The following is a 26978-nucleotide window of genomic DNA, read 5'->3' as shown; positions in this document are numbered from 1 at the left end:
AGGTACCGAGTGTCGATCGCCCATTTGGGCCTGGCCAACCAGCCAGCGTCAAGCGAGTACGGTTCGTCTACCGGTGGTGGGCCGGGCCGTCTGGAGCGGCCCGCTGAAGCTTGGAAGTCGGAGCGGGCGCTGCCCCACGACCTCCTCGCCGAGCAGAGCGCCCTCGGGGGCATGATGCTGAGCAAGGACGCAGTCGCTGACGTCGTCGAAACCGTGCGGGGCGGAGACTTCTATATCCCCAAGCACGAGATCATCTTCGACGCGATTCTTTCCCTCTACGCCCAGGGCGAGCCGACCGACGTCATCACGGTCACCGATGAGCTCACCAAGGTCGGTGAACTGTCCCGTGCCGGTGGTGCGGACTACCTGCACACCCTGACGAGCCTGGTGCCCACCGCTGCCAATGCCGGGTTCTACTCCACCATCGTCGCCGAACGCGCGCTGCTGCGTCGTCTAGTGGAAGCTGGTACGCGCATTGCGCAGATGGGCTATGCCGCCGAGGGCGAGGTGCTCGACCTCGTCAACACGGCTCAGGCCGAGATCTATGCCGTCACCGGGGGTACCCAGACCGAGGACTACGTTCCGCTCACCGACGCTGTGACGGCGGCCATCGAAGAAATCGAGGCCGCCAAGCTCAAAGACGGCCAGATGAGCGGCGTACCCACGGGCTTCGCCGACCTCGACGAACTCACCAACGGGTTCCACGGTGGCCAGCTCATCATCGTGGCCGCCCGTCCGGCACTGGGTAAGTCCACCCTCGCCCTCGACTTCGCGCGGTCGGCCTCGATCCACCACAACATGCCGAGCATTTTCTTCTCCCTCGAAATGGGGCGCAGTGAAATTGCCATGCGCCTGCTCGCGGCGGAGGCATCCGTTCCCTTGCAAAGCATGCGTAAGGGCACCGTCGAGGCCCGCGACTGGACCACTATCGCGGCCACCCGCGGTCGCATCAACGACGCACCGCTCTACATCGACGACAGCCCGAACATGACCCTGGTTGAGATTCGAGCCAAGTGTCGTCGGCTCAAGCAGCGAGTCGGGCTCAAGATGGTCATCATCGACTATCTGCAGCTGATGACCAGCGGCAAGAAAGTCGAGTCACGACAGCAAGAGGTCAGTGAGTTCTCCCGAGCGCTCAAGCTGCTTGCCAAAGAACTGCAGGTTCCGGTTATTGCGCTGTCCCAGCTCAACCGAGGTCCGGAGCAGCGCGCCGACAAGATGCCCGCCATCTCCGACCTTCGTGAGTCGGGTTCGCTCGAGCAAGACGCCGACATGGTGATTTTGCTGCACCGCGAGAGTGCCTACGAGAAGGACAACCCGCGGGCCGGTGAGGCCGACCTCATCGTGGCCAAGCACCGTAACGGCCCCACCCGCACCGTCACCGTTGCCTTCCACGGCCACTACTCCCGGTTCGCTGACATGGTGGCCGGCGGGTAGCTCGGCACTGCCTCATTCAGGAGCCTGATCGTGCCGGGCCCGGTTCGTCGCGCACGAACGCACCGCGTGCAGCCCGCTCGCAGATCCGCACGGTCCCGCCGCGTAGACTGAGCCTGACAAATTTTGCAACGAAAGAGGTCCTGCGTGGCAAACGCCCAGGCACCATCACACGTCGGTTCCGGGTACTGGTCCGTGGCTGTTGGGCGCGCCCTGATCGCCGTGGTTCCCGCAGCGATAATCACATTCAACCGGGACCACTCGGCCCAGCTTGGTCTGCTCGTGTTCGGCGCTTTCGCGCTCGCCAGTGGCCTGCTCCTCGTTCTGACCGGCCCGCGTACCCTCACCGCCGCTGCCGACCGCAGCCTGTTTCTGATCCAGGGCATCGTGAGCATGGTAGCCGGCGCGACAGCGCTCGGCTTTCACGCCGGAGGCCACGGGTTCTTTTTATTCATCGTGAGTGTCTGGGGGGCCGTCACCGGCTTTCTCGAGATCTATGCCGGTATCCGGGTGCGCAAGCGCCCGCTGCCAGCCAAAGACTGGCTGTATACCGGAATCGGCACCGCGATCCTCGCCCTGCTCTTTCTGCTTCTGCCGCCCAATCCGGTGGTCTCGGTCGGCCTCTTCGGTGCGTACCTGGTCTTTCTCGCTGTTTTCCTGCCCATCGCCGGCCTCTCCATCAAGTGGGATTCGCCCAGACAGCGCCGCGACGCCGCGGCACCAACGAACATCGCACCACCGAACATCGCACCAACGAACACCGCGCCTAGAGATTTGGACTCACTGTGACCAAGAAGACCCCTGGCACGCCCAACTCCGCCCACCAGCCCAGCCGCTCTGATCGACTGAAGCCGGCCGAATTGCTCGCCATTTCGGCCGGAATGGCCCTCTTCGTCGGGCTGACTATTCTGGGCACCACGCGCGAGCTCATGCTCTCCGTGATCGGACTCGGCGTGACGTTCATCGTGGCGCTCGTGGTGATCGCCATGCTCGTGCTCGGTATGAAGCCCAATGCCTCGGAGCAGACCGACCTCGACGAGCAGAACGGGCACTAGCCGGCTCCGCAACGAAAAAAAGCACCTTCGTCCCTGTGGACGAAGGTGCTTTTGGGTAACTGGTGACAACTAGGGCAGGTAGTCGACCAAGGGGGCGGCCAGGCCGACGTAACTTCCCGGGGTCAGGGCCAGCAGGCGGGTCTTGGCCGCTGCGCCAATATCGAGGGCCGAGACGAATGCTGCCAGGTCGGCGCTCGTGATGCGCTTGCCGCGGGTCAGCTCCTTGAGAAGGGCATATGGGTCTTCGATGGACGAGCGGCCGGCCGAGACCTCAGCGCGAATCACGGTCTGAATCGCTTCGCCCAGAATCTCCCAGTTGGAGTCGAGGTCGCTCGCCAGCAGCGCACGATCGATGTCGATCTCGCCGAGACCCCGCAGAATATTGTCGAGCGCGAGCAGCGAATGCCCGAAGCCGACACCGATGTTGCGCTGGGTGGTGGAGTCGGTGAGGTCACGTTGCAGGCGGCTGGTCACGAGGGTAGCCGCGAGTGAGTCCAGGATGGCGCAGGACAGTTCGAGGTTAGCTTCCGCGTTCTCGAAGCGAATCGGGTTGATCTTGTGCGGCATGGTGGACGAGCCGGTGGCACCGACCTGGGGAATCTGGCGAAAATATCCAATGGAAATGTAGGTCCAGATATCGGTGGCCAGGTTGTGCAGAATGCGGTTGGCGTGAGAGGCGCGGGAGTACAGCTCAGCCTGCCAGTCGTGCGACTCGATCTGAGTCGTGAGCGGGTTCCAGCCGAGGCCGAGACCCTCGACGAACTCGCGGGAGACGGCCGGCCAGTCAATGGACGGATCAGCGGCCACGTGGGCGGCGAAGGTTCCGGTGGCGCCACTGAACTTGCCCAGGTATTCGCCGGCCTCAATCTGGCGCACGATGCGTTCGAGGCGGTAGACGAATACGGCGAGTTCTTTACCCATGGTGGTCGGCGTCGCGGGCTGCCCGTGGGTGCGGGCCAGCATCGCATCCGCTCGAAAGTCCAGCGCGTTGCTGCGAAGCGCTTCGATCACGAGGCGCAGCTTGGGCAGCCAGACGGTCTGCACGGCATCCCGCACGGTGAGTGCATAAGAAAGGTTGTTGATGTCCTCACTGGTGGCCGCGAAGTGGGTGAGCTCGCTGATGTGATCGAGGCCCAGTGTGCCGAGGCGTCGGCGAACGAGGTATTCGACGGCCTTCACGTCGTGGCGGGTGGTGGCCTCGAGCTCGGCCAGTTCGTCGATCTCGGCCTGACCGAAGTCGGTCACGAGTGTACGGAGGGCCACCTTCTGCTCGTCACTCAGGGGTGCGGAACCGAACAGGCTGCGGTCGGTAAGGGTGACCAGCCACTCCACCTCGACGCGCACGCGGGCACGGTTGAGACCGGCCTCGGACAGGAACTCGCCCAGATCGGAAACGGCGGCTCGGTAGCGGCCATCAAGCGGACTCAGAACCTGTACGGGTAGGTGACTCATCGGACTCCCTGTCGAATTGCGGGTGCAAGTTGTTTCACAAGTGCGTGACTTGCCCTCTCAATCATGCCTAATACGGCGTCAAACAACGCATCGTCGGAATAGTAGGGGTCTGGCACGTCGAACAGGGCGGCCTGTTCGGCGTCGAAGCTCAGCAGCAGTCGTACCTTGGCGCGATCGCGATCCTCGAGGGCCCAGTTGCGCAGGATACGCTCCTGGCTGCGGTCGAGCACGACGACGAGGTCGTGTTCGGCGAACCACAGCGGGTCAAACTGGCGGGCCCGATGGTGGCTGCCGTCGTAGCCGCGCTTAGCCAGGGCCGTGATCGTGCGACCGTCGGCCTGCTCACCCACATGCCAGTCTCCGGTGCCGGCCGAGCTGCTCGCGATGAGACGCCCGAGGCCGAGTTTCGTGACGAGGTCGCGCAGCACGACCTCGGCCATGGGCGACCGACAGATATTTCCGGTGCAGACGAAAATGATTCGAAACGGCGTCGACTCGTCGGGGGTGAGTGACGCGAAGGGCATGTCTTCCATTCTGGAGCAGTTTCGCCTTCTCCACACGTCCAGTATTTGGTGTCTATACACAGAATGCGCGACGGCCAGCCGGATGCGTCGCGGATTCTGCGACGATCGTCCCGACCTGGAGGTGTCATGGACGCAGTGGGGCGGGTACCGGGTGGGCCATACAGTCCCGCGCACTTGGCGATGATGCATTCCCAGCGCGATCTCCTGCTCGGCCTGCGTGCCGAAATCGAGGGTAAACGTCGCCAGCTACTCGCCCTGGACCCCAGCGAATTCTGGAGTTCCAAATCTCAGCGTGCCTATTCGGGCTGCGTCGCAGACATCGTGCAACACCTCGATGTTGTGCTGCACTACCTGCACGAGGCGCTGGCCAGCGTGCGAAACCAGATCTACCTCGAGGAGGAGCTGTGCCCGGCGTGAGGGACGGCCTCGTTCACGGCGACCTGACTGTCTCGGTCGGCGGTACGACCATCGTTGCCACCGATGAAGTGCTCGCCCAGGCACAGTTCCTGAACGTTCTGCGAAATGATGTGGCTGACTGGGCGGGTCGCGCGCATCGGATCCGCAATTTGGACCCGAACTGGCCGGCGAACTGGCTGGGCCAGGATCCCTGGCCAGATCTGCTCCAAGTGGCCGGCCGGCTGAATTCGCTTCACGAGTACTGCGGTGTTATCGCGGACAATCTCATTGCAGCGGCTAGAAGTTACGGATACGTGGAGCGTGTCGCCCGGGAGGCTGCATTGATGGGTGCCGCAGATCTTGCGTATGGCCTCGGCCGGCTTCTTCGGGGTGGCCTTGTTGCCCTTACCGGCACGCCGCTCGGTGTATCCATGGCCGGTGTCGCCGGCGTCGGGCACATATGGCTTTATGGAAGCCTCCGTTCGCCCTACCGGGCGCGGGCTGCACGAATCGGCACGGACAAGCTCGACCCCCGCCTACTCACGAACCCCACCGTGGTGGCCCTGCTACGAGCTGCGGCCTCGTCGCTCGACGACGTAGCTTGGGGCCTGGCCGGTACACCGCGATCTGTTGGTCGGGCTTTCGGTGACGAAGGTCTGGGTGTGATCGACACCTCACGCACAGCGTTCGGCGTTTTGGCCGTGGCGCGCAAAGACGGCTTGTTGCGGGAAAGTCCGGTGAGCGTTGCTGCAGTGGGAGATTCAACCCAGCCAATGCCCCCCACTGGTGTCGGCGACCTTGCTTCGCGGATCCCGAAGGCCGTCGCGGGGAAGCCGCAGGTGCGCATTGAGAATTATGGAGACACCGAGCATCCGTCCTGGGCGGTCTACATCAGTGGAACCGTTGAATGGGATGCCATCGCCAAAACGGACCCCTTAGACCTCACCTCCAACATCACCGCGATGGCCGGGCAGGCCGCGGGTTCCTTCGAGACCGTCATTAGCGCCATGAAGGCGGCCGGAATCGCACCGTCCGACCCGGTTGTGCTTGCCGGCCATTCCCAGGGCGGCCTGATCGCCACCCAGGTGGCTGCCTACAGCTGGTTCAACGTGCAGGCGGTGGCCACCTTTGGGGCACCCGAATCCAAGGTGCCCGTGCCGGACGGCGTAGCCACCCTGACGGTCGAGCACACCGACGACATAGTGCCTGCGATGGGCGGAGACAGCCTGACCGACTCCGCTGACCGCGTGACTGTGCGCCGTGAAGCGTTCGCCTCCGAGCCGCTGCCAGCTGGTGCCGCCCTGCCGGCTCACAACCTCGACACCTACCGCGAGACTGCGCTGCTCATTGATGCCTCTCCGGAGGAGAACCTGCAGGGCTTTCGCGATACCGTGACCGGCATTCTCGGGAGCGAATCGGGCGGGGCGGTCTTGTGGCACGGCATCCGAGTACCGGAAGGGCCTGCGCCGCAGTAGGTTTCTTCCCGCCGCAGCTCAGTCGCGCGCGGTGACCGGACGCAGAATGAGACCGAGCAGCCAGGAGATGATGCCGAGCACGAGGGCACCCAGCACACCCCACCAGAAGCTGTCAACGACGAGGCCGAAGCCCAGAAAGCCGGAAAGCCAACCCACGAGCAGCAGGAGCAGGCCGTTGACGATCAGGGCGAACAGTCCGAGCGTCAAAATGTAGAGCGGAAAAGCGACGATGCGCAGCACCCCGCCCACAATGGTGTTCACGAAGCCGAAGATGAGCGCAATCAGAAGATAGGTGAGCACGCCGGCGCCGGCATCCGGCGCGTAGGGCGTGACGTGCACCCCCGTCACCAGCAGGGCGGTGAACCACAGGGCTACCGCGTTGACGATCAGTTGGATCAGGAATCTGGCCATGCACCTACTATCTCACTGGCTCGCGCCGACCAGGTCGTGGCGGCCGAAAGTCAAGCGAACATTCATTCTCAACAGCGAATATATCCGGGCGTAGACTCACCGAGTGAGCCTCTCAGACCGCCCCTCAGTCCGACTGCGCCCGGAGATCATCGCCCTCCCGGCCTACAAGCAGGGCAAACCGGCCGACGCCAGTGCCTTCAAACTCTCCAGCAATGAGAACCCGTTCGACCCGCTGCCCGGTGTTATTGCGGCGGTCACGGCCGAAACGGCCTACAACCGCTACCCGGACGCCTCGGCCCTGGTTCTGCGCGAGCGCCTCGCTGCCACGTACAGCCTCGACACAGACCAGGTGCATGTCGGATCCGGCTCGGTGGCTCTGCTGGCCCAGCTCATTCTCGCTGCGGCCGGGCCCGGCGATGAAGTGCTCTACTCCTGGCGGTCGTTTGAGGCCTACCCTTCCCTCGTGACCGTCGCCGGTGCGACCAGCGTGCGCGTGCCCAATCGCACCGATCATGGTCATGATCTGCCCGAGATGGCCGCCGCGATCAGCGACAACACCCGGGTCGTCATCGTTTGTTCGCCGAACAACCCCACCGGCACGATCGTCACGAAGGACGAATTCGAGTCCTTCATGGCCGTCGTCCCAACCGATCTTCTGGTTATTCTCGACGAGGCATATGTCGAGTTCGTCACCCAAGCGGATGCCGTTAACGGCCCGCCGCTGCTCGCCCGCTACCCCAATCTGGTCGTTCTTCGCACCTTCTCGAAGGCCTACGGTCTTGCCGGGCTGCGGGTTGGCTATGCGCTCGGCCCGGTGGACATTCTGAACGCCGCCCGATCGACCGCGATTCCACTCTCGGTGACCGCGCAGGCCGCAGCCGGCGCGATCGCGTCCCTGAAGGCGGAGAAGGAGTTACTCGAGCGGGTTCGCGTCATCGCCGCGCGTCGCGATGCGACCTGGCAGGCGCTGACCCGACAGGGTTGGAACATCCCTGCGCCCCAGGGGAACTTTCTGTGGCTGCCGACTGGTGCCGAAACGACCACTGTGGCCGAGGCGCTTGGAGAGGCCGGCCTCGTCGTTCGTCCGTTCGCGCCGGAAGGTATTCGAGTCTCGATCGGTGAGGAGCAGGCTGTGGCGACACTCCTACTAATGAGCGCGGATCTTGTCGACGCCCTTCCCGCCGATCACCCAGCTCGGAAGATAGGTTAGTACGGTGTCAGCCACCCGAAACGACGCGACTGCGCCACGCCTTGCCGCGCGTACACCTGCCCCATCCGCTCCCTTTGGCCTCGATGGGGCCGAGACCTGCGTGCGGATGATCTCTCCGAACGGCGCGTTCGAACCCAACGCAGCCGCCGAGGAGTTTCTTCCCTACCTCGACCGACTCACCGAGGCCGACCACCGCAGGTTTTACCGCGACATGGTCGTGGTGCGTAAGTTCGATACCGAGGCGGCCAACCTTCAGCGCCAGGGCCAGCTGGCCCTCTGGGTTCCCAGTCACGGCCAGGAAGCCGCCCAGGTCGGGTCTGCCTACGCCACACGCGCGCAGGACCATGTATTCCCCTCCTACCGTGAGCACGTCGTCGGTATGATCCGTGGCCTCGACGTTGTGGACATCCTGCGCATGCTGCGCGGAGTCACCCTCGGCGGCTGGGTACCCGAAGAGCACGGAAACTTTCACCTCTATACCCTCGTTCTCGCCTCGCAGACCCTGCACTCCACCGGCTATGCCATGGGCATGCAGCTCGACGGGTCGACCGCGACCGGCAACCCGGAGACCGACCAGGCCGTCATCGTGTACTACGGCGACGGTGCTTCCTCGCAGGGCGACGCCAATGAGGCGCTCGTCTTCGCGGCAAGCTACCAGACCCCGCAGGTATTCTTTCTGCAGAACAACCACTGGGCCATCTCGGTGCCGGTCGCACGGCAGTCCCGAACACCGCTCTACCTGCGCGCCGGCGGTTTCGGCATGCCCGGCACCCAGATCGACGGCAACGATGTGCTCGCGAGCTTCGCCGTCACGGCAAAGTCGATGGATGACGCGCGCGCCGGCCAGGGCCCGTCCCTGATCGAGGCGCTCACTTACCGCGTCGGCGCACACACCACCGCCGACGACCCCACCAAGTACCGCGACCCGGAGGAACTCGCCTACTGGGTAGCCCGAGACCCGATCGTGCGCTTTCGCAGCTATCTGCAGGGCCGGGGCATCGAGCAGGAATTCCTTGACGCCGTCGATGAAGAAGCGGCCGACTTCGCGGCCGATGCCCGCCGTCGCGCTCTGGAAATCACCGGCCCGGAGCAATCGGTGATCTTCGACAACGTCTACGCTGAACCGCATCCGCTCGTGGCTGAGCAAAAGGCCTGGCTGAAACGCTATGAAGCGTCTTTTGACGAGGGTAAGAACTGATGAACACTGGTACCGACACGAGCGTGGCATCCGCTTCGCTGCCCATGACGAAGGCTCTGAACGCCGGACTGCGTCAAGCGATGCAGAACGACCCTAAGGTGCTGCTGATGGGCGAGGACATCGGCCCGCTCGGCGGCGTTTTTCGGGTCACAGAGGGGCTCATCGCCGAATTCGGCGACAAGCGGGTTCTAGATACCCCGCTCGCCGAATCCGGCATCATTGGCACCGCCATCGGCCTGGCCATGCGCGGCTTTCGCCCGGTGTGCGAGATCCAGTTCGACGGATTCGTCTTTCCCGGTTTCGACCAGATCACCAGCCAGCTGGCCCGCATGCGCAATCGCCATGAGGGCGGCCTGATCATGCCGGTGGTCATTCGCATTCCGTACGGCGGACACATCGGCTCGATCGAGCACCACCAGGAGAGCCCGGAGGCCTACTTCGCGCACACCCCCGGTCTGCGGGTGGTCAGCCCGTCCAACCCGCACGACGCCTACTGGATGATGCAGGAAGCAATCAAGAGTGACGACCCGGTGATTTTCTTCGAGCCAAAGAGCCGCTACTGGCCTAAGGGCGAGGTGCGCTTCGGTGAGAGCGGAACGCCGCTGCACGCCAGCCGGGTGGTGCGGGCCGGTACCGATGTCACCGTCGTCGGTCACGGCGCCATGGTGAGCGTGCTGCTGCAAGCCGCCGAACTCGCCGCCGCCGAGGGCATCAGCCTCGAGGTCATCGACCTGCGGTCGATCTCCCCGATCGATTACGGACCGATCCTGGGTTCGGTGTTGAAAACCGGTCGCCTCGTGGTCACCCAGGAAGCGCCCGGCTTCGTGAGCGTCGGCAGTGAGATCGCCGCCACGGTCGCCGAGCGTGCGTTCTACACGCTCGAAGCGCCCGTGCTGCGGGTCTCCGGCTTCGACACACCGTTTCCGCCGGCCGCCGTCGAGACGCACTTTCTGCCCAGCCCCGACCGGGTGCTCGAAGCCGTCGACCGCGCTCTCGCCTACTAATGAACGTCAGGAAAGGCCTCTTATGAGCGTTTCTAAATTCACCCTCCCCGACGTCGGCGAAGGCCTGACCGAGGCCGAGATCGTGGAATGGAAGGTCGCGCCCGGCGATACCGTGACGATCAACCAGGTGCTGGTCGAGATTGAGACGGCCAAATCGCTGGTCGAGCTGCCGTCACCGTTCGTCGGCGTGGTCGGGGAAATCCTGGTCGCCGCCGGCACCACCGTCGACGTGGGTACCCTCATCATCACGATCAACTCCGAGGCCGGCGCGAATGCCGATCAGCCGACTCCGACACCGGATGCCGCCGCCACGCTCGCCCAGGACACGAGCAGCACTATCAGCGATGAGGCGCCCGAACCTGTACTGGTTGGCCGCGGTACCGCCGCCACGATGCCCACCCGTCGGCGTCGGCACACCGGTGCGAATGTCGCGCACGAGACGCTCGCGCCTGAGGCCCCGCAGCGCACGCAGGCCGAGCCGCTGGAACCGACTCGGCGTGCGGCATCCGCTGGACCGGTCATGGCCAAGCCGCCGATTCGCAAGCTCGCCAAGGACCTCGGCGTCGACCTCTCGCTGGTTGAGGCGACCGGTCCGGTCGGTGACGTGACCCGCGAAGACGTGCTGCGCGGTGCGACCCAGGCCAGCGTTTTCCGCAACATTAAGACGCCGGAATGGCCGGTCGATCGCGACGAACATATCCCGGTGAAGGGTGTGCGCAAGGCTATCGCGCAGGCCATGGTGAAGAGTGCGTTCACCGCGCCGCACGTGAGCTTGTTCGTTGACGTGGATGCCACCCGCACCATGGAATTCGTGAAACGCCTCAAGGCTTCCACCGACTTCGCGGGAATTCGCGTGTCGCCCTTGCTGATCATGGCCAAGGCCATGATCTGGGCGGTGCGACGCAACCCCACGGTGAACTCCACCTTCACCGATGAGGAGATCATCGTGCGGCACTACGTGAACCTCGGTATCGCCGCGGCCACGCCACGCGGGCTGATCGTGCCGAACATCAAAGAAGCGCAGGACATGAGCCTGCTCGAACTCGCTGCGGCGCTCGAAAAGCTCACCATGACCGCCCGCGACGGCAAGACCAGCCCGGCCGAGATGAGCAACGGCACGATCACCATCACGAACATCGGCGTGTTCGGCATGGACACCGGTACGCCCATTCTCAACTCTCCCGAGGCCGGAATCGTGGCCCTCGGCACGATCAAGCAGAAGCCGTGGGTGGTTGACGGTGAGGTACGAGCCCGGTTCGTGACCACCATCGGGGCGAGCTTCGACCACCGCGTCGTCGATGGCGATGTCGCGAGCCGTTTTCTCGCCGACGTCGCGAGCATCATCGAAGAGCCGGCCCTGCTGCTCGAGTAATCGCTGACCCGCTAATGGTTTTGACAATCATTATCAGCAAGACTATTCTCGGGGGATGCACAAGAGATCCTTTATCGTTCCCGCACTCCTCGCATCAGCCGCCCTCGCTCTCTCGGGGTGCTCGGCCGGCACGATCGCGAGCGCCGACGGCGCGGCGACCGACCTCAAAATCGTCGCGACGACCACCCAAGTTGCGGACCTCACGCGCAATGTCATCGGAACCGCCAGCGGCGTCGACCTCACCCAGCTCATTCAGCCCAACCAGAGCGCCCACAGCTACGACCCGTCCGCGGCCGACCTGACCGCGCTCGGTGCCGCGGACGTGCTCGTCATCAACGGCGTCGGACTCGAAGAGTGGCTCGACGACGCCATCGCCGCCTCGGGCTTTGACGGCGTCACCATCGACGCCGATACCGGCATCACCATCTCAGAGGTCGGCGCCGGCGAGGATCACGCCGCCGACGAAACGGATGCCCGCACCGACGAAGCCGATGCGCCCGCCACAGCCGACGCGCACGCGCACGACGGTGGCGACCCACACATCTGGACTGATGTGCACAACGCAGAGACGATCGTGCAGACGATCACCGACGGACTCGTGACCGCCGACCAGGGCAATGCAAGCGTCTTCGAAGCCAATGCCTCCGCGTACACGGCACGGCTCACCGACCTTGATGAGTGGATCCGCACCAACGTCGACACCGTACCGGAGAGCGAGCGCCTGCTCGTGAGCAACCATGACGCCCTCGGGTACTTCACCGCGGCGTACCACATCGACTATGTCGGCTCCGTGATTCCGAGTTTTGATGACAACGCCGAGCCGAGCGCCGCCGAGATCGACGCCCTGGTCGCGGCCATCAAAGCCACCGGCGTCACGGCCGTCTTCTCCGAGGCGTCGCTCAGCCCCAAAACCGCCGAGACGATCGCGACCGAAGCCGGCGTCACGGTCTACTCCGGCGACGACGCCCTCTACGTCGACTCGCTCGGCCCGACCGGAAGCGCCGGTGACACCTACATCAAGGCGCAACTGCACAATGCAACGCTCATGCTTGAATCCTGGGGCGTCACACCCTCTGCACTGCCCGCCGACCTGCAATAGTTAACACGTGATCGAGAACACTTCTCAAGTAACACCCCCAGCGAACGTTGCCGCCGCTCTTCGAGTGGCGGCAGCGTCGTTCGCGTACGGTCCCGAGGCCGCGTTGACCGGAATCGACTTCACCGTGTCCCCCGGCCAGGCCGTTGCCCTGATCGGCCCCAACGGCTCGGGCAAGTCCACCCTGCTCAAGGGCATTCTCGGGCTCATCACCCGCACGGCTGGTACCGTCGAGGTGCTCGGACAGTGGCCGGCACCGGCTGGCTACATCGGCTACGTACCGCAGACCGACCAACTCGACCCGCACTTTCCGGTCTCACTCGAGCAGGTCGTCCTGATGGGCCGCTACCGTTCCCTCGGCTGGTGGCGCATGCCTGCTCGGGCCGACCGCCGGGCCGTGACCGAGGCGCTCGAGACCGTCGGCCTGGGCAGCCGCGCCAAGACACGCTTCGGTGAGCTGTCGGGCGGGCAGCAGCAGCGCGGTCTGCTGGCGAGAGCCGTGGCATCCGACCCGCGCTTATTGTTGCTGGATGAGCCGTTCAACGGCCTGGATCAGGTCAACCGGGACGCCCTCATCGAAACGGTGAAACGCCTCAAGCAGCAGGGTGTCGCGGTGCTCGTGTCCACCCACGACCTTGACCTCGCTCGGGCCGTGTGTGAGAGCGTTCTGTTGCTCAACGGCGCCCAAGTGGCCTTCGGTCCGCGCGAAGAGGTGCTCACCCTGGCCAACGTGCAACGGGCGTTCGGCTCGGTCGGTGTGGAAATGGACGAGCACACCATCGTGGTTCCCGGCCACGGAGGTCACTGAGTGGATGCCCTCATCACAGCCTTCGACCTGCCGTTCATGGCCAGGGCGCTGCTCGTGCTGGTCGTGCTCAGCCTCGTGGCCGGGCTTGTCGGAGTGCTCGTCAACCTGCGCGGGCTCGAGTTCATCAGTGACGGACTCACTCACGCGGTCTTTCCGGGCGTGGCCATCGGATTCGTCTGGGGCGGGCGCGACGGCCTGTTCGTGGGAGCACTGATCGCGGCCCTTCTTGCTGCTGTCGTGCTCACGGTGATCGTTAGACGGGCCGTCACCTCAGACGCCGCGATCGCGATCGTCTTCACAGCCATGTTCAGCGTGGGAATCATCGTTGTTTCACGGGAAACAAACTACGTCGGCCAGCTCGACGCACTGCTCTTCGGGCGTTTGCTCACCGTCAGCCCGGCCGAGGTCAACCAGACCGTCGTGGTGTGCCTGATCGCGCTGATCATCGTGGGATTCACGCTCAAGGAGCAGGTATTTCGCGCCTTCGACCTGGAAGGCACCGCGGCCGCCGGCTACCGGCCGCTCATTCTCGACATTCTGCTCAACGTTGCCATCGCCCTGGTCGTGGTGGCGGCCAGCAGCGCCGTGGGCAACCTGCTCGTGCTCGCCGTGCTGATCGTGCCGGGCGCCGTGGCGCGGCTGGTGACCGATCGCCTGTGGCTGCTCTTTCCGGTGGCCGCCGGCTTCGCGATCCTGGCCGCCTGGGTGGGGCTCGCGCTCGGCTACGAAGCGTCGGTGAACGGCGGAGTCGACCTGCCGAGCGGAGCTACTGTCGTACTCGTTCTTGTCGCCGGCTACGTGCTGGCCCTGGTAGTACGGCTCGTCCTCGACCGAATCGGCGGCCCGCGTCGAACGCGGGCTGTTGCTGGATCGGCGGCGCAGTGATGGGTTACTTCGAACAAGCTCTCCTGGCCGCGTTGCTGATCGGGGCACTCAGTGGCCTCGTCGGCACCCTCGTCGTGCTGCGCCAGCGCACGTTCTTCGCCCAGGCCCTCACCCACGCGACGTTTCCCGGAGCGGTCGGCGCGGCCATCCTGGGCGTGAGTATCCCGCTGGGGGCCGCGGTGGCGAGCGTGGTCATTGTGGGCATCATGACCATGATCGGGCGGGTGAAACGTCAGGGCAACCAGGTCGCCTCCGGCATTCTGCTCACTGCCGGATTTGCTCTCGGGGTTCTGCTGCAGGGCCTCAACCCCTCCCTGCCGGTCAAGGTCGATTCCTACCTGGTCGGTTCCATCCTCACGGTGACCTCCAACGACATAACTCTGGTGGCCATCGTTCTGGCGCTCGCTGTACTGGCCATCGTATTTCTCGGCAAACAGATCATGTACTCGACCTTCGACGTGAACGGGTTTCGTGCGGCAGGCTTCCGGGAATGGCCGATCGAATTGCTGACCCTCGTGCTCATCACGGCTACGGTCGTCACGGCGATGCCGGCCGTCGGCGCCATCCTGGCCATCGCCCTGATCGCAGCCCCCGCTGCGGCAGCCCGCCTCGTGTCACGCACGACCACCCAGATGTTCGTCATCGCGCCCGTACTCGGCGCGGTGTCCGGTGTCATTGGCGTGCTGCTGTCCCGCTCCCTCGATGTGGCGGCCGGACCGGCGATCGCCCTGACGGCGGCCGCCCTCTTTCTGCTCGCCCTGGTTCTTCGACGGCTGGTCGCTGCAGCGGGCGCGCTCGGCCAAGCGGATGAACGCCGACCCACGCGAACATCGTTACGGTTGAAAGCATGAAGCGAAACACCTGGCAGCGTGAGGCCGTACGGGGCGCCCTCGATGCAAACGACGGCTTCGTCAGTGCCCAGGCCCTGCACTCGGCCCTGCACGCCAGCGGATCTCCCATCGGCCTGGCTACGGTCTACCGCGCTCTCGCCGACCTCGCCGTCAAGGGTGACGCCGACTCCCTTCAGTCGCCGGAGGGCGAGAGCCTGTACCGCGCCTGCAGCACCAACCTTCACCACCACCACTTGATCTGCCGCAACTGCGGCCTCACTGTGGAGATCGAAGCGGATGCCGTCGAGCGGTGGGCCAAAGACGTCGCCGCGAAGAATGGCTTCACCGAAGCCGCCCACGTCGTGGACGTGTTCGGATTGTGCGCCGCCTGCACGGCCAAGGCCGCAGCATCCGCTTAAGCCGTTTCGCGAAAGCGGGTGGCGTGTTACTTCGACCTCGTTCGTAGCCAGTTCGGTTTGCAAGAGGGCCGGCGATCGAGTAGCATGGGTAGCTGCTACGCCTGTGTGCGTACATTGCGGGCGATTCTCCCCCGGTTCTGAGCTTGCTCGGAGCTGATGTGGTTCTGCCCGTCGACAAGGGATCTTGGGAAGGGCATTCGCTCTTCGGTAATGGAGGTAACCATGGCATCTGTATGCCAGGTGACCGGAGCTGTTCCCGGCTTCGGACACAACATTTCGCACTCGCACCGACGCACCAAGCGTCGTTTCGATCCGAACGTTCAGAAGAAGACGTACTACGTACCGTCGCTTCGTCGCAAGGTCACACTGACCTTGTCCGCAAAGGGCATCAAGGTTATTGATGCTCGTGGTATCGAGAGTGTTGTCAAAGACGTTCTCGCTCGTGGGGTGAAGATCTAATGGCTAAGGCTCATGACGTACGTCCGATCATCAAGCTTCGTTCCACGGCTGGAACCGGTTACACCTATGTGACCAAGAAGAACCGCCGCAACGACCCCGACCGTCTGGTACTCAAGAAGTACGACCCGGTCATCCGTAAGCACGTTGACTTCCGTGAGGAGCGCTAAACATGGCGAAGAAGAGCATGATTGCCAAGAACAACCAGCGCAAGGTCATCGTTGAGCGGTACGCCGCCAAGCGCCTTGAGCTCAAGAAGGCACTAGTTGACCCTGCCGGCACCGACGAGTCGCGTGAAGCCGCTCGCAAGGGCCTGCAGAAGCTGCCGCGCAACGCGAGCCCGGTGCGCCTGCGCAACCGTGACGCCGTTGACGGTCGTCCCCGTGGCCACCTCTCCAAGTTCGGCATCTCGCGTGTTCGTTTTCGCGACATGGCGCACCGCGGCGAACTGCCCGGCATCACCAAGTCCAGCTGGTAACTCCGGCCGGCAGCCGCTGAAGTTCATCTTCAACGGCCTCTGAATCATCCAAACGGGATGTCGACTCTGAGTCGACATCCCGTTTTGTGTTGCCTGATGTTCCGCGGACAGCGAAAATCGGGTGCCCGAGTGGGTGAAACTGCCCTGAAATGGTCGAAAATCGCCGTAAATCCGGGGATTTTGGCGGATCAATGCTAGATTTCAACTCGGTCGAACCGACCGGCGGGGCTTCTCTCTCGAGGAGCATCCGTATTACGCATATCGCTGTTTATACAGACGAAGGTCCGAGGAGGACACTCAATGGCTGACAAGTCGCTGAACAAGACCGAGCTCGTTGCCAAGGTTGCCGCTGACTCCGGACAGAGCCAGGCCGCCGTTGACGGCGTTCTGAACGCATTCTTTGCAACCCTGGCCGAGACCGTTGCCGCTGATGGCAAGGTCACCATCCCGGGATGGTTGGGCGTCGAGCGCACCGCAACCGCAGCTCGTACCGGCCGCAACCCGCAGACCGGCGAAGAGATCGCCATCGCTGCCGGCCACCGCGTCAAGCTGACCGCCGGAAGCAAGCTCAAGGCTGCCGCCAAGTAGCTTTTGCTCTCAGAAAGGGGCGTCGACCACGGTCGGTGCCCCTTTCGGCGTTCCCGGGCAGGGGTTCGGGCAGGGTTCCCTTGGCGAGGTGTGCGTTCGAGCGCCGTGGAACGATTCAAACCGCCTCAAACTCACCCTTCGGTGCCAGATCGCGCGTTCGCGCGGGCACCTGGCGACCAATGCCCAGGGCTGGGCGAATAAGCTGGGCGGGTGCCCCGTCTCGTCCGCGTTCTCGGACCGGCAGTCCTGCTGCTGGTCGCTGTATTGTCCACCCTTGTCGCGCTCGCCTACGGGGGTGGCGCCTCGGCCCAACTGCTGGCCGACCCGGGACCGGTGGTGCGCTGGGGACTGCCCATCGCCAAACTTGTCGTCAACATCGCAGCGGCGGGCACCATCGGCGCCCTCGTGCTCACGCTCTTCGCGCTCAGCCCCAAGGAACGCGAATTCGGCACCGCCCTGGACTTCGCAGCGGCGTCGGCAGCCGTGTTCGCCGTCGCATCCGCTGTCACCGGCTTTCTGACCTTTCTGCAGGTCACCAACGTGCCCTTCGGCATAAGCGACCAGTTCAGCGCCACGGTCGGCCAATTCTTCAGCCAGATCGAACTGGGGCAGGCCTGGCTCGCCACAACACTGATCGCCGCCGGCGTCACGGTGCTGTGCTTTGCCGTGCGCAACCAGACCGCGCTGGTCTTCGTGACCGTGCTGGCCTTGACCTCGCTGCTGCCGATGGCCCAGCAGGGCCACTCGGCGGGCGCTGCCGGGCACGATGCAGCCATCACGGCCCTCGGCCTGCACCTGGTCTTCGCGGCGATCTGGCTGGGCGGCCTGCTCACCATCATTGTGCTGCGCACCCAGCTCGACGGCGAACGCATCCGCCAGGTGATTGGGCGGTATTCGTCCCTCGCGCTGATCTCGTTCATCGTCGTGGCCGCGTCCGGCTACGTCAGCGCCGAACTGCGCATCGGGAGCTGGGACAACCTGTTCAGCCCCTATGGCATTCTCGTGCTGGTCAAGGTGATCGCGCTGATCGCGCTCGGCGCCTTCGGCATTCTGCAACGTCGTTTTTTCATTCAGCGCATGCAGCGGAGTGAGACGTCACAAAGCCGCTGGTTCTGGTGGCTGGTCGTGACGGAGCTCGGTTTCATGGGCCTCGCCGCTGGCGTGGCTGCCGCGCTCGCCCGCACGGCCACCCCGGTCGCCCAGGTGGTGGCGACGGAGATCCCCCAGTCGACGCCAGCGCAGATTCTGACCGGTGAACTACTGCCGCCCGAGCTGACCTTCTCGCGCTACTTCACCGAATGGGACATCGACCTGGCCTGGCTGCTGTTTTGCGCTTTCGGTATCTTTTTCTATCTGGCAGGCGTGTGGCGTTTGCACCGCCGGGGCGACAAGTGGCCGGTCTACCGCTCCATTGTGTGGGTGAGCGGGCTCGTGATCCTGTTCTACCTCACGAGTGGCGGACTCAACGTTTACGTCGACTACCTGTTCTCGGCACACATGCTCATGCACATGATGCTTACAATGCTCGTTCCACTGCTGCTCGTACCCGGTGCTCCGGTAACCCTGGCGGCACGGGCCATCCGTAAGCGCCAGGACGGCAGCCGCGGTTCGCGCGAATGGATCCTGATCGCTGTGCACTCGAAATTCGCGGGAGTCGTCGCCAACCCGCTCGTGGCGGCCGGACTCTTTGCCGGTTCGCTGTGGGTGTTCTACTACACGCCGATCTTCAGCTGGGCCGCGACCGACCACATCGGGCATGAGTGGATGACGGTTCACTTTCTCATCACGGGCTATCTTTTTGTGCAGTCCCTCATCGGGATCGATCCCGTTCCGTTCCGGCTTACCTACCCGTTCCGGCTGTTGCTGTTGATCGGCACCATGGTTTTCCACGCCTTCTTCGGTGTCGCTCTCATGATGGGCACGAGCCTGCTCCTCGCGGACTGGTTCGGCGCCATGGGGCGCACCTGGGGTCTCAGCGCGATTGCTGACCAGCAGATGGGTGGCGGCGTGGCGTGGGGCGTCGGTGAGCTTCCCACGATTGCCCTCGCGATCGTGGTGGCCATTCAGTGGAGCCGAAACGACACCAAAGTTGCGCGTCGGCTGGATCGCACGGCCGACCGCACCGAGGACTCCGAGTTGATCGCCTATAACGCGAAACTGGCCCGAATCGCCCAGCGCGACGCGCAGACCCCCAACTAGCGGGACCTAGTGCAGCTGGATGGCCAGGGCGCCGCTCGGCTGCACGACCACGCTGAGTCCCATGGTGAACGGAACGTCTTCGTCGCGGGTGCTGACGTCGCCGTCGAAGAGTGATTGTACGTCGACCACGATATGGGCCTGCCCGGGGGTGGCGACCATTTCGAAGGACAGCTCACCGGCCGTGAGGGCGACGGTGGGATACGTGGTGATCGACCAGGCCGGAGTGCTCTCGATGCGATCGTCGATGGTGATGCCCCACGGGCAGCTGGTCGGTTGCAGAACCGTTTGGGTGGCGCAGTCGTCGAGGAACTTGTTCAGCTCCGACTGCACCTGGCCAACCATGGCCTCGTTCGGCAGTGCGTTGACCTCGACCGCGGTGGGACCGGCCACCGTCGCGCGCACGATGGACTTCTCGGCGGTCAGCATGGCCGAGTCGTGTTCGAAGGTGTAGCGGTTCGGAGCGAAGGCGAGATACGCGGCAGACGTGGAGAACGTGGCGGGGGCATCCGCTGCACTGTGGGCACGCGTATCGAGGGTGAGGCCGTTGACCGTGAACGATCGTTCGTGCAGCACAGAGACCTGCAGTACGGCGAGGGGGCTGGTGCTGAAAGCCCAGGCGTTGAAAACGCCACTGAAGGTGCCAGCCCGCTCGACGGTGAACACCATGCTCGAAGCGGTGCCGTTCAGGTCAAAGTCGAAGACAACCGTCTGGGCCGTGCCGTCGTCGGTGGCGACGGTATCGGTCGCGCTGGCGAGTTCGATATTGTCGAGACCGCCCAAAACGGATGCCCGCAGCAGCGTCTTCGGCAGATCCTTCGCGACCTCGTCGGTCAGCCCCCAAGACGCCAGATCGGCAGTGCTGGGCATGACGCCGCCGAGGGCGAGGGCTCCGACGGTGTCGCCGCGGGCGAGGGCATCAAGGTACTGCTCCACAAAGCCGCCGGCGCTGTACACCGTGCGATTGAGGGCGCTGATGGTGCCGGCGAGACCGGCCGCGAGCAGCCCGGCGACCACCACGATGGCGAGAACGGCCCGGAGCATACTGCCGCGGCGCCCGCTCGCCCGATGCTGTTCGGCCGGAATGGTCACTTGAATATTGTATGGGGAGGTGGGTCGGCCAGTCGGCCACACCCCGTCTCGCGCCCGTACGGGCTGGGCGGTTACAGTGGGATGTCCCCTGCGCTGGTCCCGTGCAGCATTCGACTGTCAGAGAGAGTGTGCCGTGTCCGAGATTCCGCTCAGCCGTGAACAGGCGCTGGTCTTCGCAGCGATCGAGGGCACCAAGCAGAACGTCTTCGTTACGGGCCGGGCCGGAACGGGCAAGTCCACGCTGCTGAATCACCTGTCCTGGAACACGAGCAAGCAGATCGTGATCGCCGCGCCCACCGGCGTCGCCGCGCTGAACGTGGGCGGCCAGACCATCCACTCGCTCTTCCGCCTGCCGATCGGCGTGATCGCCGACAGCCCGATCGACCAGAACGACCAGGTGCGCAAGCTCCTGAACACCATCGACACCCTCGTGATCGACGAGGTCTCGATGGTCAACGCCGACCTGATGGACGCGATCGACCGCAGCCTGCGCCAAGCCAGACAGCGGCCATTCGACGTGTTCGGCGGGGTGCAGATCGTGCTGTTCGGCGACCCGTACCAACTCGCGCCGGTGCCCGGCGGCCCCGACGAGCGCGCCTATTTCGCCGATCATTACCGCTCGATGTGGTTCTTCGACGCGAAGGTCTGGCGTGACGCCGAGTTGCGCATCTTCGAGCTCACCGAGATTCACCGCCAGCACGACAACGACTTCAAGCTGATGCTCAACGCCGTGCGCCACGGCCAGGTCACCCCCGAGATCGGTGGCGCACTCAACGGTGCCGGAGCACGAACACCGCCGACCGAGGGCGTGATCACCCTCGCGACCCGCAACGATGCTGTGAACCGCATCAACGCATCCGCTTTGAAGAAGCTGTCGGGCAAATCACTCACCGCCAAGGCTGATATCACCGGGGATTTCGGCGGTAAACAATTTCCGGCTGACGAGGTGCTCGAGCTCAAGGTGGGCGCGCAGGTGATGTTTCTGCGCAACGACTCACCGCTCGACGGAGGCCCGCGCTGGGTGAACGGCAGCATCGGCACGGTGACCAAGGTCACCTCGACGGTATTCGTCGACATCGACGGCGACGTGCACGAGGTTGAGCCAACCGTGTGGGAGAAGTACAAGTACACCTACAATGCCGCGACCAAGAAGCTGAGTCGGGATGTCGTAGCCGAATTCACGCAGTTTCCGCTGCGGCTGGCCTGGGCGGTCACCATTCACAAGTCGCAGGGCGCCACCTACGAGCGGGCGATCGTCGACCTCGGTGCGCGGGTGTTCAGCCCCGGCCAGACTTATGTGGCCCTGAGCCGCCTGACCAGCCTGGATGGGCTCTACCTCACCCGCCCGTTGCGGCCGAGCGACATCATCGTCGACGAGAACGTGAAGAGATTCATGAACATTGAGGTGGTACCGCCGGTGGCCGACCTGGCCGGGCTGGATGTGTCGGGATCGGCATCGACCGACCAGGAAAACGGGCTGCCCGCCTGACACTGTTGCCCGGCGGGGCCCGTTTCACTTGTCTGCGAGGAACCTAGTGTGACCCGTGGCCGCCCGAGTCCGGCACGATCAACTCGGTAACCCCGTGCGAACCATGGGGCACGGCGTGCGAGCCGACCTCGGTAGCGGCGAGGGCCGGGGTGGTGAGCGCCGAGAGGAGAAAACCTCCGACGACCAGGCCGGTGATAAAACGCCAGCCACCAGGTGTTGACGTGCCTTGTGTTGACGTGCCGGGTGATGTAGCGGGCGCGGCGGCACCGAGGGCCGTAGGGATTCCGTTCGGTGCGCGCCGCAGGGCGATGGCCACCGTTGCGGCCAAGAAAATGTTGAAGAGTGATGCCACAGCCATCGGGTAGAGCGGCAGACCGGTCTGGGCGCTGGTGACGCCGAGTCCGCTGCCGAGCGCGGCCGTCACACCCCAAATGAAGACTGGGATGAGAGCCGCACCGACGACGATGCGCGGCGTGATGACGCGGCCGGTGGCAAGGGTGGCGATTCCCCAGCCGAGTTCAGCGATGCCGAACCCGACCAGAAGAACCGACAGTGGAAACGGAGCCGTCACGCCCACGGCCAGGTGGATCAGAGCGGCGCCGAGAGCGGCGAAGCCGAGCCAGGTGCGAACGACCGGGGACATGATGCTCCTTGGGTGATCTGCTGCGAAGGGATGGAGTGTTGCCGGTTGTCAGGCCGTGGCGTGGGTGCGAACCGTCTTGTCGGCGGTGAGGCCGACACCCAGAAGCACGATCGCGCTGGCGAGGTGCAGGAAGTGGTCGGCGGTGTTCAGCGCCAGGATGTTCAACGAGGTGCTCGCGATGAAGAATCCGACGATACCCAGGAGCAGGTAGACGGCACCGATGGTGGTGTTGGTGGCCTTGGCTGCCATGGCATTGGAGAGGCCGGCAATAAGCAGGGCGGCACCGATCAACAGGTGCGCAACGTTGTGCAACGGGTTGACCTCGAAGATGCCGAGGAGAAGTCCGCCCTGGGTGGCGATGAAGCCGACACTGCCGGTGACGGCAAAGCCAAGCAGTCCGACGAGAACGTAGACCGCGCCGAAGATGGTGGCGATCAGACGATTGGGTGATGTGCGCATTTCAGGTGCCTCCTATGTGATTCACGGGTTAACCCGTGGTTGCTATGTATTCGGAGCTCCATCCGCTTCGGATTGGTACTAATTGTGGCCCCGATATCCCCGAATGGGTGTGGACACGTGTACCGAGGTCGGGACAAAACAGTGCGGCACCCAAGAACTGGGTGCCGCACTGGGTTGATCGCCGCCTTTCGGCGGTGGACTAGGTCAGGCTTTGCGCCGGCCCGTGATCGCGCCATAGATGAGAAGCACAATGAGCGATCCGACGATGGCGAGAACCCACGTGGTCAGGGAGAAGAAATCGCCCAGGTTCACGTTGAACAGGAGTCCGCCGAGCCAGCCGCCCAGGAATGCGCCGACGACGCCGAGCAACAGGGTGATGAACCAGCCTCCGCCCTGGCGACCGGGAAGGATTGCCTTCGCGATGGCGCCGGCGATGAGGCCGAGCAGGAGGAATCCAAGGAAACCCATGAGACTACCTTTCAGTCAGTCGTGCGGTCAGTGAATGTGCCGGCGCAAAGCAGATGCGCCGTTCGCGTGAACGTACCCGTGTCGGGGCCCTCCGTCAATGGCATCTGCTGGTGGATCGAAACGAATTCTCGACCAGCGGATGCCGACGGTCCCGTAGCGTCGAAAGGGTACCCGGAACGATTCAATCCAGCCAGTAGTCATCGTCAATGTATGACAGACCGACCGTGGGCATGGACTCGATGACATCGGGTAGATCCTGGGTGAAGATCGTTTCAAATTTTACGATGGAATGGCTTGTGATGAGCAGGGAGATCTGCGAACTAACAGTACTGAAAATGTCGACGAAGCCACCCCCGTTGTGTACCGCTGCCGCGAGAGCGGCTTTGAGCGCCAGAATGTTGTAGTCACCAGAGAGATAGAACCAGTCGTCGTTGATCGTCAATCTGTAGCTCTGCATTGCATGGTCCATTTCGTTGTAGCAGGTGTTCCGGCGCTGGCGCAGCGACGCCGTGCGTGCGGGCCGGTCGGGAATGACTACCGTGGCTGCCGAGCTGGAGCAATGCGTGACGTTCAATATACGGTACTTACTTCAAAGTACAAACTACTTAATCGCTAAGAAGCTTACTTGTTGATCTATCCGGTACGCTGACAAGACAGATCGGCCGTGTGGGCGATTCTGCGGGCCTGCAGGTGGGCAAGACACACAGACCAGAGGTCGGAAAAAGCATGTACGGACTGGATAACGCGGGACGCGCCCTGGATAGCCTGTCGGCGTCCGCACTGTCATTTCTGCGGGCGATGGACCGCAACCGCAGTCGGGTCGCTGCGGAAACCAACCTGACCGGAAGCGAAGTGCGAGCTCTCGCGCGGGTCGCCGAGGCCGGCAGCATTACGCCGAAGATGCTCGCGGAGTCCCTGGAGATGACGACGGGCGCCGTGACGGCGATTTCGAATCGTCTGGTGGCGTTAAACCTGCTCACCCGGGTGGCGCACCCGCATGATCGGCGCAGCCTTCTGCTGGTGCTCACGCCGGATGCCGAACAGATAACTCAGAAGGTCTACGATGACTTTCAGGCGCTCATTGCCCATGCCGCCCGGGGCCTGAGCCCGGAAGACCAGGCTCGGCTCGGCGACCTGCTGAGCTCCATGGCGCTCACCGTCGGGTCGGACGCCGACCTGAGCCTGGCTGGGCCGAGCGCCTAGATCGCCCTAGGGATGGCGGGTTCCGCCGCCGGCCAGGAGCGCTCGGTAGCCTTCACGATAGGTGGAGTAACTGAAGGTGAAGCCGGTGTCGCGCAGCAGTTGGTTACTCAGGAGCTTGTCGCCGCCGCGCTGGCTTTCGCGGTTCGGGGTCGGCCCGTTTGACTCTTCGAGGGTTGGCTCGGGCAGGCCGAGCTCGGCCGCGAGAAAGGTCAGCACCTCGTTGGCCGGCACCGGCGCGTTGTCGACGCCGAGATAGAGCGGAGCCGGGTGCTCAGTGCGGAGCAGCAGGTGAACGATCGCGGCGGCTGCGTCGTCCCGGTGTATGCGGTTGGTGTGGCGCGACTGGGCGGAAAGCCCGGCGCCGGTTTGTACCTGTTTGATCAGCCGTTCCCGGCCGGGGCCGTAGATGCCGGCCAGGCGCAGAACTGTGGCGGCGGGCAGCCGCTGGTGCAGCATCCGCTCGGCGTCAAGCACGATGGAATCGGTGCCCGTTTTCGGGTTGGCGGGGGTCTGCTCGTCGACCCGGCTGCCGTCGTTGACGTCAAAGACGGCGGTCGAGGAGACGAGCAGCACGCGCTGCGGCGTGACCTGCGCGTCATCGAGGGCGTCCAGCAGGTTGCGCAGGCCGTCGAGGTAGGCAGCCCGGTAAGCGTCGACCGTGGGACTGCCGGCGGAGATGGCGATGACGACGAACTCGGTGTCGGTCGGGATGACGGGTTTTGTGGTGCTGAGGTCAACGGATTGCCCGTCAATTTCGGCGGGCAGAACGCGCCCGTTGCGCCGGAGCCCCACCACCCGGTGCCCGAACAGCGCGAACCGTAAGCCCACCTCGGTGCCAAGGTCGCCGCATCCAGCAATGAGTACCGTCATCTGTCTCCCTATTCTGTCTCCACGGTATCGGGCGCACGATGACAGTTCGCCCGGAGCGCCACGCCGCTTGGTCGCTAGCATGAAGTCATGCCTATTGTGCCTGACACGTCTGACTGGACCTGGGTGCTCGAGCGCCCTTGCCCCGCTTGTGGATTTCGGGCGGGCGAGGTTCTGTTCGATGACTTGCCTGCGCTGATCCGGGCGAACGCCGCTGTCTGGCCAGCGGTGCTGGCACGAGCGGATGCCGGGGTGCGCCCCAACGATCACACCTGGTCGCCCGTGGAATATGCGGCGCATGTGCGCGATGTCTGTCTGCTGTTCACGGAGCGTCTAAACCGCGCACTCGAGGAAGACGACCCGCTGCTCGACAACTGGGATCAGGATGCCACGGCGATATCCGAACGCTACGACCTGCAGGTACCGGCGACGGTGGGCCGTGAGCTTGCCGTGGCGGCAGCATCCGTTTCTGATGCCTTTGCGGCCATTCCAGCGGATGCCCGCCAGCGCACCGCCCGCCGCAGCGACGGTCCGTCGTTCACCGTGGAGACCCTCGGGGCCTACTTTTTGCACGACATCGTGCACCACCGCCACGACGTGGGTGCCGCCTAGCGGGAACGTCGACCGGGTGCGGGCGCCCGATCTGGGCGCGCACTGCGACGGTCACCGTAGCGGCCACCCACATCGGGCGCGCCCACAGTGACCTGGCTTGCTCTGGCTCCTTGACACCGCGATCGTAACCGGCCACCATGTCGGCACCTTCCGTTGAAAGGAGTCCGTCATGCCCGGCCGCATCCATATTGACCTATTCACCACGCTGGACGGAGTCGCGCAGGCTCCTGGCGGCCCCGACGAAGACACCGACGCTGGTTTCGCGTTCGGCGGCTGGCAGGCACCCCTGATCGACGACACCGACGGCGCCCAGATCGGCGCGGGGATTGAGGCCATGGACGCTTTGCTGCTGGGACGGCGCACGTACGACATCTTCGCCTCGTACTGGCCGCATCAGCTTGACGGGCCGTCGTCGAGTGATGCGCGCACGTTCGACGCGATCCCCAAGTACGTCGTGTCGCGCGGTACGCCCCGTCTCGAATGGCGCGACTCGCACCTGATCAGCGGTGACCTCGCGTCCGAGCTGACGGCGCTCCGCGACCGGCACAAGGAGATCCACGTGATCGGCAGCATCGACTTCGCCCGCACGCTCGTGACCCAAGGCCTGTTCGACCAGCTGAACCTGTGGGTGTACCCGATCGTGCTCGGCGCCGGCAAGCGCCTGTTCACCGCCGACGGTCCGCCCGCGAATCTTGAGTTGCTCGCCGCCGAGCCGGCTTCGACGAAGGGCGCCGTTCTGCTGCGCTACGCGTGGAAGGGGCCGATGCCGGAGACCGGCGTCATGAGCTGACGACACACCGTTGTGGGGGGTGCGCCGGGCCACACTGCACGAAGTTGTCCAGTGAGAACGCGACGGGG

32 protein-coding genes are annotated in these 26978 nt (G+C 64.3%); 23 read left to right on the top strand and 9 right to left on the bottom strand.

Annotated features, from left to right (window positions below; translation table 11 throughout):
- The first annotated feature begins 9 nt into the window (after nt 1-9).
- The 3 genes from dnaB to QMF22_RS07765 all read left to right on the top strand — a co-directional run bounded on the left by dnaB (nt 10) and on the right by QMF22_RS07765 (nt 2489).
- Nucleotides 10-1437 carry a replicative DNA helicase gene (gene dnaB, locus QMF22_RS07775; protein WP_502846921.1) on the top strand — a complete coding sequence of 476 codons (1428 nt, stop codon included), beginning with the start codon at nt 10-12 and terminating at the stop codon, nt 1435-1437.
- A gap of 144 nt (nt 1438-1581) precedes the next feature.
- The gene (locus QMF22_RS07770) at nt 1582-2223 is read left to right on the top strand and encodes a hypothetical protein (protein WP_283452069.1); all 642 of its coding nucleotides are present in this window, start codon (nt 1582-1584) and stop codon (nt 2221-2223) included.
- On the top strand, nt 2220-2489 hold the full coding sequence (locus QMF22_RS07765; RefSeq protein ID WP_283452067.1) for a hypothetical protein: 270 nt from the start codon (nt 2220-2222) through the stop codon (nt 2487-2489). The genes QMF22_RS07770 and QMF22_RS07765 overlap by 4 nt, the downstream gene beginning before the upstream one ends.
- Before the next feature lie 69 nt (nt 2490-2558).
- On the opposite strand, the gene purB is transcribed toward QMF22_RS07765, so the two are convergent.
- Both purB and QMF22_RS07755 read right to left on the bottom strand, forming a co-directional pair.
- Nucleotides 2559-3941: an adenylosuccinate lyase gene (gene purB, locus QMF22_RS07760; RefSeq protein WP_283452065.1), complete on the bottom strand. Its 1383-nt coding sequence runs from the start codon at nt 3939-3941 to the stop codon at nt 2559-2561.
- Entirely contained in the window at nt 3938-4465 is a 528-nt protein-coding gene (locus QMF22_RS07755; RefSeq protein WP_283452063.1) for a low molecular weight protein-tyrosine-phosphatase, read from the bottom strand. Before QMF22_RS07755 ends, purB begins: the two co-directional genes overlap by 4 nt.
- A 180-nt stretch (nt 4466-4645) precedes the next feature.
- On the opposite strand from QMF22_RS07755, the gene QMF22_RS07750 reads away from it, so the two are divergent.
- Together QMF22_RS07750 and QMF22_RS07745 are read left to right on the top strand one after the other, a co-directional pair.
- Nucleotides 4646-4882 carry a hypothetical protein gene (locus QMF22_RS07750; RefSeq protein WP_283452061.1) on the top strand — a complete coding sequence of 79 codons (237 nt, stop codon included), beginning with the start codon at nt 4646-4648 and terminating at the stop codon, nt 4880-4882.
- Complete coding sequence (locus QMF22_RS07745; protein ID WP_283452059.1) at nt 4870-6336, top strand: hypothetical protein; 1467 nt, start codon at nt 4870-4872, stop codon at nt 6334-6336. The genes QMF22_RS07750 and QMF22_RS07745 overlap by 13 nt, the downstream gene beginning before the upstream one ends.
- A gap of 18 nt (nt 6337-6354) precedes the next feature.
- Here QMF22_RS07745 and QMF22_RS07740 read toward each other — a convergent pair whose 3' ends face one another.
- Nucleotides 6355-6747 carry a phage holin family protein gene (locus tag QMF22_RS07740; protein ID WP_283452057.1) on the bottom strand — a complete coding sequence of 131 codons (393 nt, stop codon included), beginning with the start codon at nt 6745-6747 and terminating at the stop codon, nt 6355-6357.
- Between the two features lie 103 nt (nt 6748-6850).
- Between QMF22_RS07740 and QMF22_RS07735 the strand changes: the two genes are divergently transcribed.
- The 14 genes from QMF22_RS07735 to QMF22_RS07670 all read left to right on the top strand — a co-directional run bounded on the left by QMF22_RS07735 (nt 6851) and on the right by QMF22_RS07670 (nt 19290).
- Entirely contained in the window at nt 6851-7957 is a 1107-nt protein-coding gene (locus QMF22_RS07735) for a histidinol-phosphate transaminase (RefSeq protein ID WP_283452055.1), read from the top strand.
- 106 nt (nt 7958-8063) lie between these two features.
- The gene (locus QMF22_RS07730) at nt 8064-9155 is read left to right on the top strand and encodes a thiamine pyrophosphate-dependent enzyme (protein WP_283452053.1); all 1092 of its coding nucleotides are present in this window, start codon (nt 8064-8066) and stop codon (nt 9153-9155) included.
- Nucleotides 9155-10159 (top strand): alpha-ketoacid dehydrogenase subunit beta, encoded by a 1005-nt coding sequence (locus tag QMF22_RS07725; RefSeq protein WP_283452051.1) that lies wholly within the window; start codon nt 9155-9157, stop codon nt 10157-10159. Before QMF22_RS07730 ends, QMF22_RS07725 begins: the two co-directional genes overlap by 1 nt.
- A gap of 22 nt (nt 10160-10181) precedes the next feature.
- Entirely contained in the window at nt 10182-11531 is a 1350-nt protein-coding gene (locus QMF22_RS07720) for a dihydrolipoamide acetyltransferase family protein (protein WP_283452049.1), read from the top strand.
- Nucleotides 11532-11586: 55 nt separating this feature from the next.
- A complete protein-coding gene (locus QMF22_RS07715) occupies nt 11587-12630 on the top strand; it encodes a metal ABC transporter substrate-binding protein (RefSeq protein WP_283452047.1) in 1044 nt (347 codons plus the stop codon).
- Between the two features lie 7 nt (nt 12631-12637).
- Nucleotides 12638-13435 (top strand): metal ABC transporter ATP-binding protein, encoded by a 798-nt coding sequence (locus QMF22_RS07710; protein ID WP_283452045.1) that lies wholly within the window; start codon nt 12638-12640, stop codon nt 13433-13435.
- Entirely contained in the window at nt 13436-14320 is an 885-nt protein-coding gene (locus tag QMF22_RS07705; protein WP_283452044.1) for a metal ABC transporter permease, read from the top strand. It begins immediately after the preceding gene.
- Nucleotides 14320-15171, top strand: a complete 852-nt coding sequence (locus tag QMF22_RS07700; RefSeq protein WP_283452633.1) for a metal ABC transporter permease — start codon at nt 14320-14322, stop codon at nt 15169-15171. Before QMF22_RS07705 ends, QMF22_RS07700 begins: the two co-directional genes overlap by 1 nt.
- Nucleotides 15168-15569, top strand: coding sequence for a Fur family transcriptional regulator (locus tag QMF22_RS07695; protein ID WP_283452043.1), 402 nt, complete (start codon nt 15168-15170; stop codon nt 15567-15569). The genes QMF22_RS07700 and QMF22_RS07695 overlap by 4 nt, the downstream gene beginning before the upstream one ends.
- A gap of 222 nt (nt 15570-15791) precedes the next feature.
- The gene (gene rpmB / locus QMF22_RS07690; protein WP_035835252.1) at nt 15792-16028 is read left to right on the top strand and encodes a 50S ribosomal protein L28; all 237 of its coding nucleotides are present in this window, start codon (nt 15792-15794) and stop codon (nt 16026-16028) included.
- Nucleotides 16028-16195, top strand: a complete 168-nt coding sequence (gene rpmG, locus QMF22_RS07685) for a 50S ribosomal protein L33 (protein WP_035880539.1) — start codon at nt 16028-16030, stop codon at nt 16193-16195. Before rpmB ends, rpmG begins: the two co-directional genes overlap by 1 nt.
- Nucleotides 16196-16197: 2 nt before the next feature.
- Nucleotides 16198-16503 (top strand): 30S ribosomal protein S14, encoded by a 306-nt coding sequence (gene rpsN / locus QMF22_RS07680; protein ID WP_119975823.1) that lies wholly within the window; start codon nt 16198-16200, stop codon nt 16501-16503.
- A 300-nt stretch (nt 16504-16803) separates the two neighbouring features.
- Entirely contained in the window at nt 16804-17091 is a 288-nt protein-coding gene (locus tag QMF22_RS07675; protein ID WP_035835256.1) for an HU family DNA-binding protein, read from the top strand.
- 210 nt (nt 17092-17301) lie between these two features.
- Nucleotides 17302-19290, top strand: coding sequence for a bifunctional copper resistance protein CopD/cytochrome c oxidase assembly protein (locus QMF22_RS07670; RefSeq protein ID WP_283452026.1), 1989 nt, complete (start codon nt 17302-17304; stop codon nt 19288-19290).
- 6 nt (nt 19291-19296) lie between these two features.
- Here the strand turns inward: QMF22_RS07670 and QMF22_RS07665 are convergent, their stop codons facing one another.
- Nucleotides 19297-20379 carry a hypothetical protein gene (locus QMF22_RS07665; RefSeq protein ID WP_283452024.1) on the bottom strand — a complete coding sequence of 361 codons (1083 nt, stop codon included), beginning with the start codon at nt 20377-20379 and terminating at the stop codon, nt 19297-19299.
- 133 nt (nt 20380-20512) lie between these two features.
- On the opposite strand from QMF22_RS07665, the gene QMF22_RS07660 reads away from it, so the two are divergent.
- Nucleotides 20513-21868 carry an ATP-dependent DNA helicase gene (locus QMF22_RS07660; protein WP_283452022.1) on the top strand — a complete coding sequence of 452 codons (1356 nt, stop codon included), beginning with the start codon at nt 20513-20515 and terminating at the stop codon, nt 21866-21868.
- A 43-nt stretch (nt 21869-21911) separates the two neighbouring features.
- Here QMF22_RS07660 and QMF22_RS07655 read toward each other — a convergent pair whose 3' ends face one another.
- The 4 genes from QMF22_RS07655 to QMF22_RS07640 form a co-directional block, all read right to left on the bottom strand.
- On the bottom strand, nt 21912-22511 hold the full coding sequence (locus tag QMF22_RS07655) for a hypothetical protein (RefSeq protein ID WP_283452020.1): 600 nt from the start codon (nt 22509-22511) through the stop codon (nt 21912-21914).
- Nucleotides 22512-22559: 48 nt separating this feature from the next.
- Complete coding sequence (locus tag QMF22_RS07650; RefSeq protein WP_092338294.1) at nt 22560-22970, bottom strand: DUF4383 domain-containing protein; 411 nt, start codon at nt 22968-22970, stop codon at nt 22560-22562.
- Nucleotides 22971-23174: 204 nt separating this feature from the next.
- Nucleotides 23175-23438 carry a GlsB/YeaQ/YmgE family stress response membrane protein gene (locus QMF22_RS07645; protein WP_283452015.1) on the bottom strand — a complete coding sequence of 88 codons (264 nt, stop codon included), beginning with the start codon at nt 23436-23438 and terminating at the stop codon, nt 23175-23177.
- Nucleotides 23439-23619: 181 nt separating this feature from the next.
- Complete coding sequence (locus tag QMF22_RS07640; protein ID WP_283452014.1) at nt 23620-23895, bottom strand: hypothetical protein; 276 nt, start codon at nt 23893-23895, stop codon at nt 23620-23622.
- 269 nt (nt 23896-24164) lie between these two features.
- Between QMF22_RS07640 and QMF22_RS07635 the strand changes: the two genes are divergently transcribed.
- Nucleotides 24165-24641: a MarR family winged helix-turn-helix transcriptional regulator gene (locus tag QMF22_RS07635; protein WP_283452012.1), complete on the top strand. Its 477-nt coding sequence runs from the start codon at nt 24165-24167 to the stop codon at nt 24639-24641.
- A 6-nt stretch (nt 24642-24647) separates the two neighbouring features.
- On the opposite strand, the gene QMF22_RS07630 is transcribed toward QMF22_RS07635, so the two are convergent.
- A complete protein-coding gene (locus tag QMF22_RS07630; protein WP_283452010.1) occupies nt 24648-25511 on the bottom strand; it encodes a Rossmann-fold NAD(P)-binding domain-containing protein in 864 nt (287 codons plus the stop codon).
- 87 nt (nt 25512-25598) lie between these two features.
- Between QMF22_RS07630 and QMF22_RS07625 the strand changes: the two genes are divergently transcribed.
- Nucleotides 25599-26120, top strand: a complete 522-nt coding sequence (locus QMF22_RS07625; protein ID WP_283452008.1) for a DinB family protein — start codon at nt 25599-25601, stop codon at nt 26118-26120.
- A gap of 169 nt (nt 26121-26289) precedes the next feature.
- Entirely contained in the window at nt 26290-26910 is a 621-nt protein-coding gene (locus QMF22_RS07620; RefSeq protein WP_283452007.1) for a dihydrofolate reductase family protein, read from the top strand.
- Nucleotides 26911-26978: the final 68 nt, after the last annotated feature.

Origin of the sequence: Cryobacterium sp. PH31-L1 (assembly GCF_030063145.1) — a bacterium.
In the GTDB taxonomy this organism is placed as follows: Bacteria; Actinomycetota; Actinomycetes; order Actinomycetales; family Microbacteriaceae; genus Cryobacterium.
The sequence above is the reverse complement of the archived record's forward strand: the minus strand, read 5'-3'. Positions and strand labels throughout refer to the sequence as shown.

Excerpts from the sequence above, each read along its gene's own strand:
- purB (WP_283452065.1), bottom strand. The coding sequence starts at position 3,941 with ATGAGTCACCTACCCGTACAGGTTCTGAGTCCGCTTGATGGCCGCTAC.
- QMF22_RS07755 (WP_283452063.1), bottom strand. The coding sequence starts at position 4,465 with ATGCCCTTCGCGTCACTCACCCCCGACGAGTCGACGCCGTTTCGAATC.
- QMF22_RS07750 (WP_283452061.1), top strand. The coding sequence starts at position 4,646 with ATGATGCATTCCCAGCGCGATCTCCTGCTCGGCCTGCGTGCCGAAATC.
- QMF22_RS07740 (WP_283452057.1), bottom strand. The coding sequence starts at position 6,747 with ATGGCCAGATTCCTGATCCAACTGATCGTCAACGCGGTAGCCCTGTGG.
- QMF22_RS07730 (WP_283452053.1), top strand. The coding sequence starts at position 8,064 with ATGATCTCTCCGAACGGCGCGTTCGAACCCAACGCAGCCGCCGAGGAG.
- QMF22_RS07725 (WP_283452051.1), top strand. The coding sequence starts at position 9,155 with ATGAACACTGGTACCGACACGAGCGTGGCATCCGCTTCGCTGCCCATG.
- QMF22_RS07720 (WP_283452049.1), top strand. The coding sequence starts at position 10,182 with ATGAGCGTTTCTAAATTCACCCTCCCCGACGTCGGCGAAGGCCTGACC.
- QMF22_RS07715 (WP_283452047.1), top strand. The coding sequence starts at position 11,587 with ATGCACAAGAGATCCTTTATCGTTCCCGCACTCCTCGCATCAGCCGCC.
- QMF22_RS07700 (WP_283452633.1), top strand. The coding sequence starts at position 14,320 with ATGGGTTACTTCGAACAAGCTCTCCTGGCCGCGTTGCTGATCGGGGCA.
- QMF22_RS07695 (WP_283452043.1), top strand. The coding sequence starts at position 15,168 with ATGAAGCGAAACACCTGGCAGCGTGAGGCCGTACGGGGCGCCCTCGAT.
- rpmB (WP_035835252.1), top strand. The coding sequence starts at position 15,792 with ATGGCATCTGTATGCCAGGTGACCGGAGCTGTTCCCGGCTTCGGACAC.
- rpmG (WP_035880539.1), top strand. The coding sequence starts at position 16,028 with ATGGCTAAGGCTCATGACGTACGTCCGATCATCAAGCTTCGTTCCACG.
- rpsN (WP_119975823.1), top strand. The coding sequence starts at position 16,198 with ATGGCGAAGAAGAGCATGATTGCCAAGAACAACCAGCGCAAGGTCATC.
- QMF22_RS07675 (WP_035835256.1), top strand. The coding sequence starts at position 16,804 with ATGGCTGACAAGTCGCTGAACAAGACCGAGCTCGTTGCCAAGGTTGCC.
- QMF22_RS07655 (WP_283452020.1), bottom strand. The coding sequence starts at position 22,511 with ATGTCCCCGGTCGTTCGCACCTGGCTCGGCTTCGCCGCTCTCGGCGCC.
- QMF22_RS07650 (WP_092338294.1), bottom strand. The coding sequence starts at position 22,970 with ATGCGCACATCACCCAATCGTCTGATCGCCACCATCTTCGGCGCGGTC.
- QMF22_RS07645 (WP_283452015.1), bottom strand. The coding sequence starts at position 23,438 with ATGGGTTTCCTTGGATTCCTCCTGCTCGGCCTCATCGCCGGCGCCATC.
- QMF22_RS07640 (WP_283452014.1), bottom strand. The coding sequence starts at position 23,895 with ATGCAGAGCTACAGATTGACGATCAACGACGACTGGTTCTATCTCTCT.
- QMF22_RS07635 (WP_283452012.1), top strand. The coding sequence starts at position 24,165 with ATGTACGGACTGGATAACGCGGGACGCGCCCTGGATAGCCTGTCGGCG.
- QMF22_RS07630 (WP_283452010.1), bottom strand. The coding sequence starts at position 25,511 with ATGACGGTACTCATTGCTGGATGCGGCGACCTTGGCACCGAGGTGGGC.
- QMF22_RS07625 (WP_283452008.1), top strand. The coding sequence starts at position 25,599 with ATGCCTATTGTGCCTGACACGTCTGACTGGACCTGGGTGCTCGAGCGC.
- QMF22_RS07620 (WP_283452007.1), top strand. The coding sequence starts at position 26,290 with ATGCCCGGCCGCATCCATATTGACCTATTCACCACGCTGGACGGAGTC.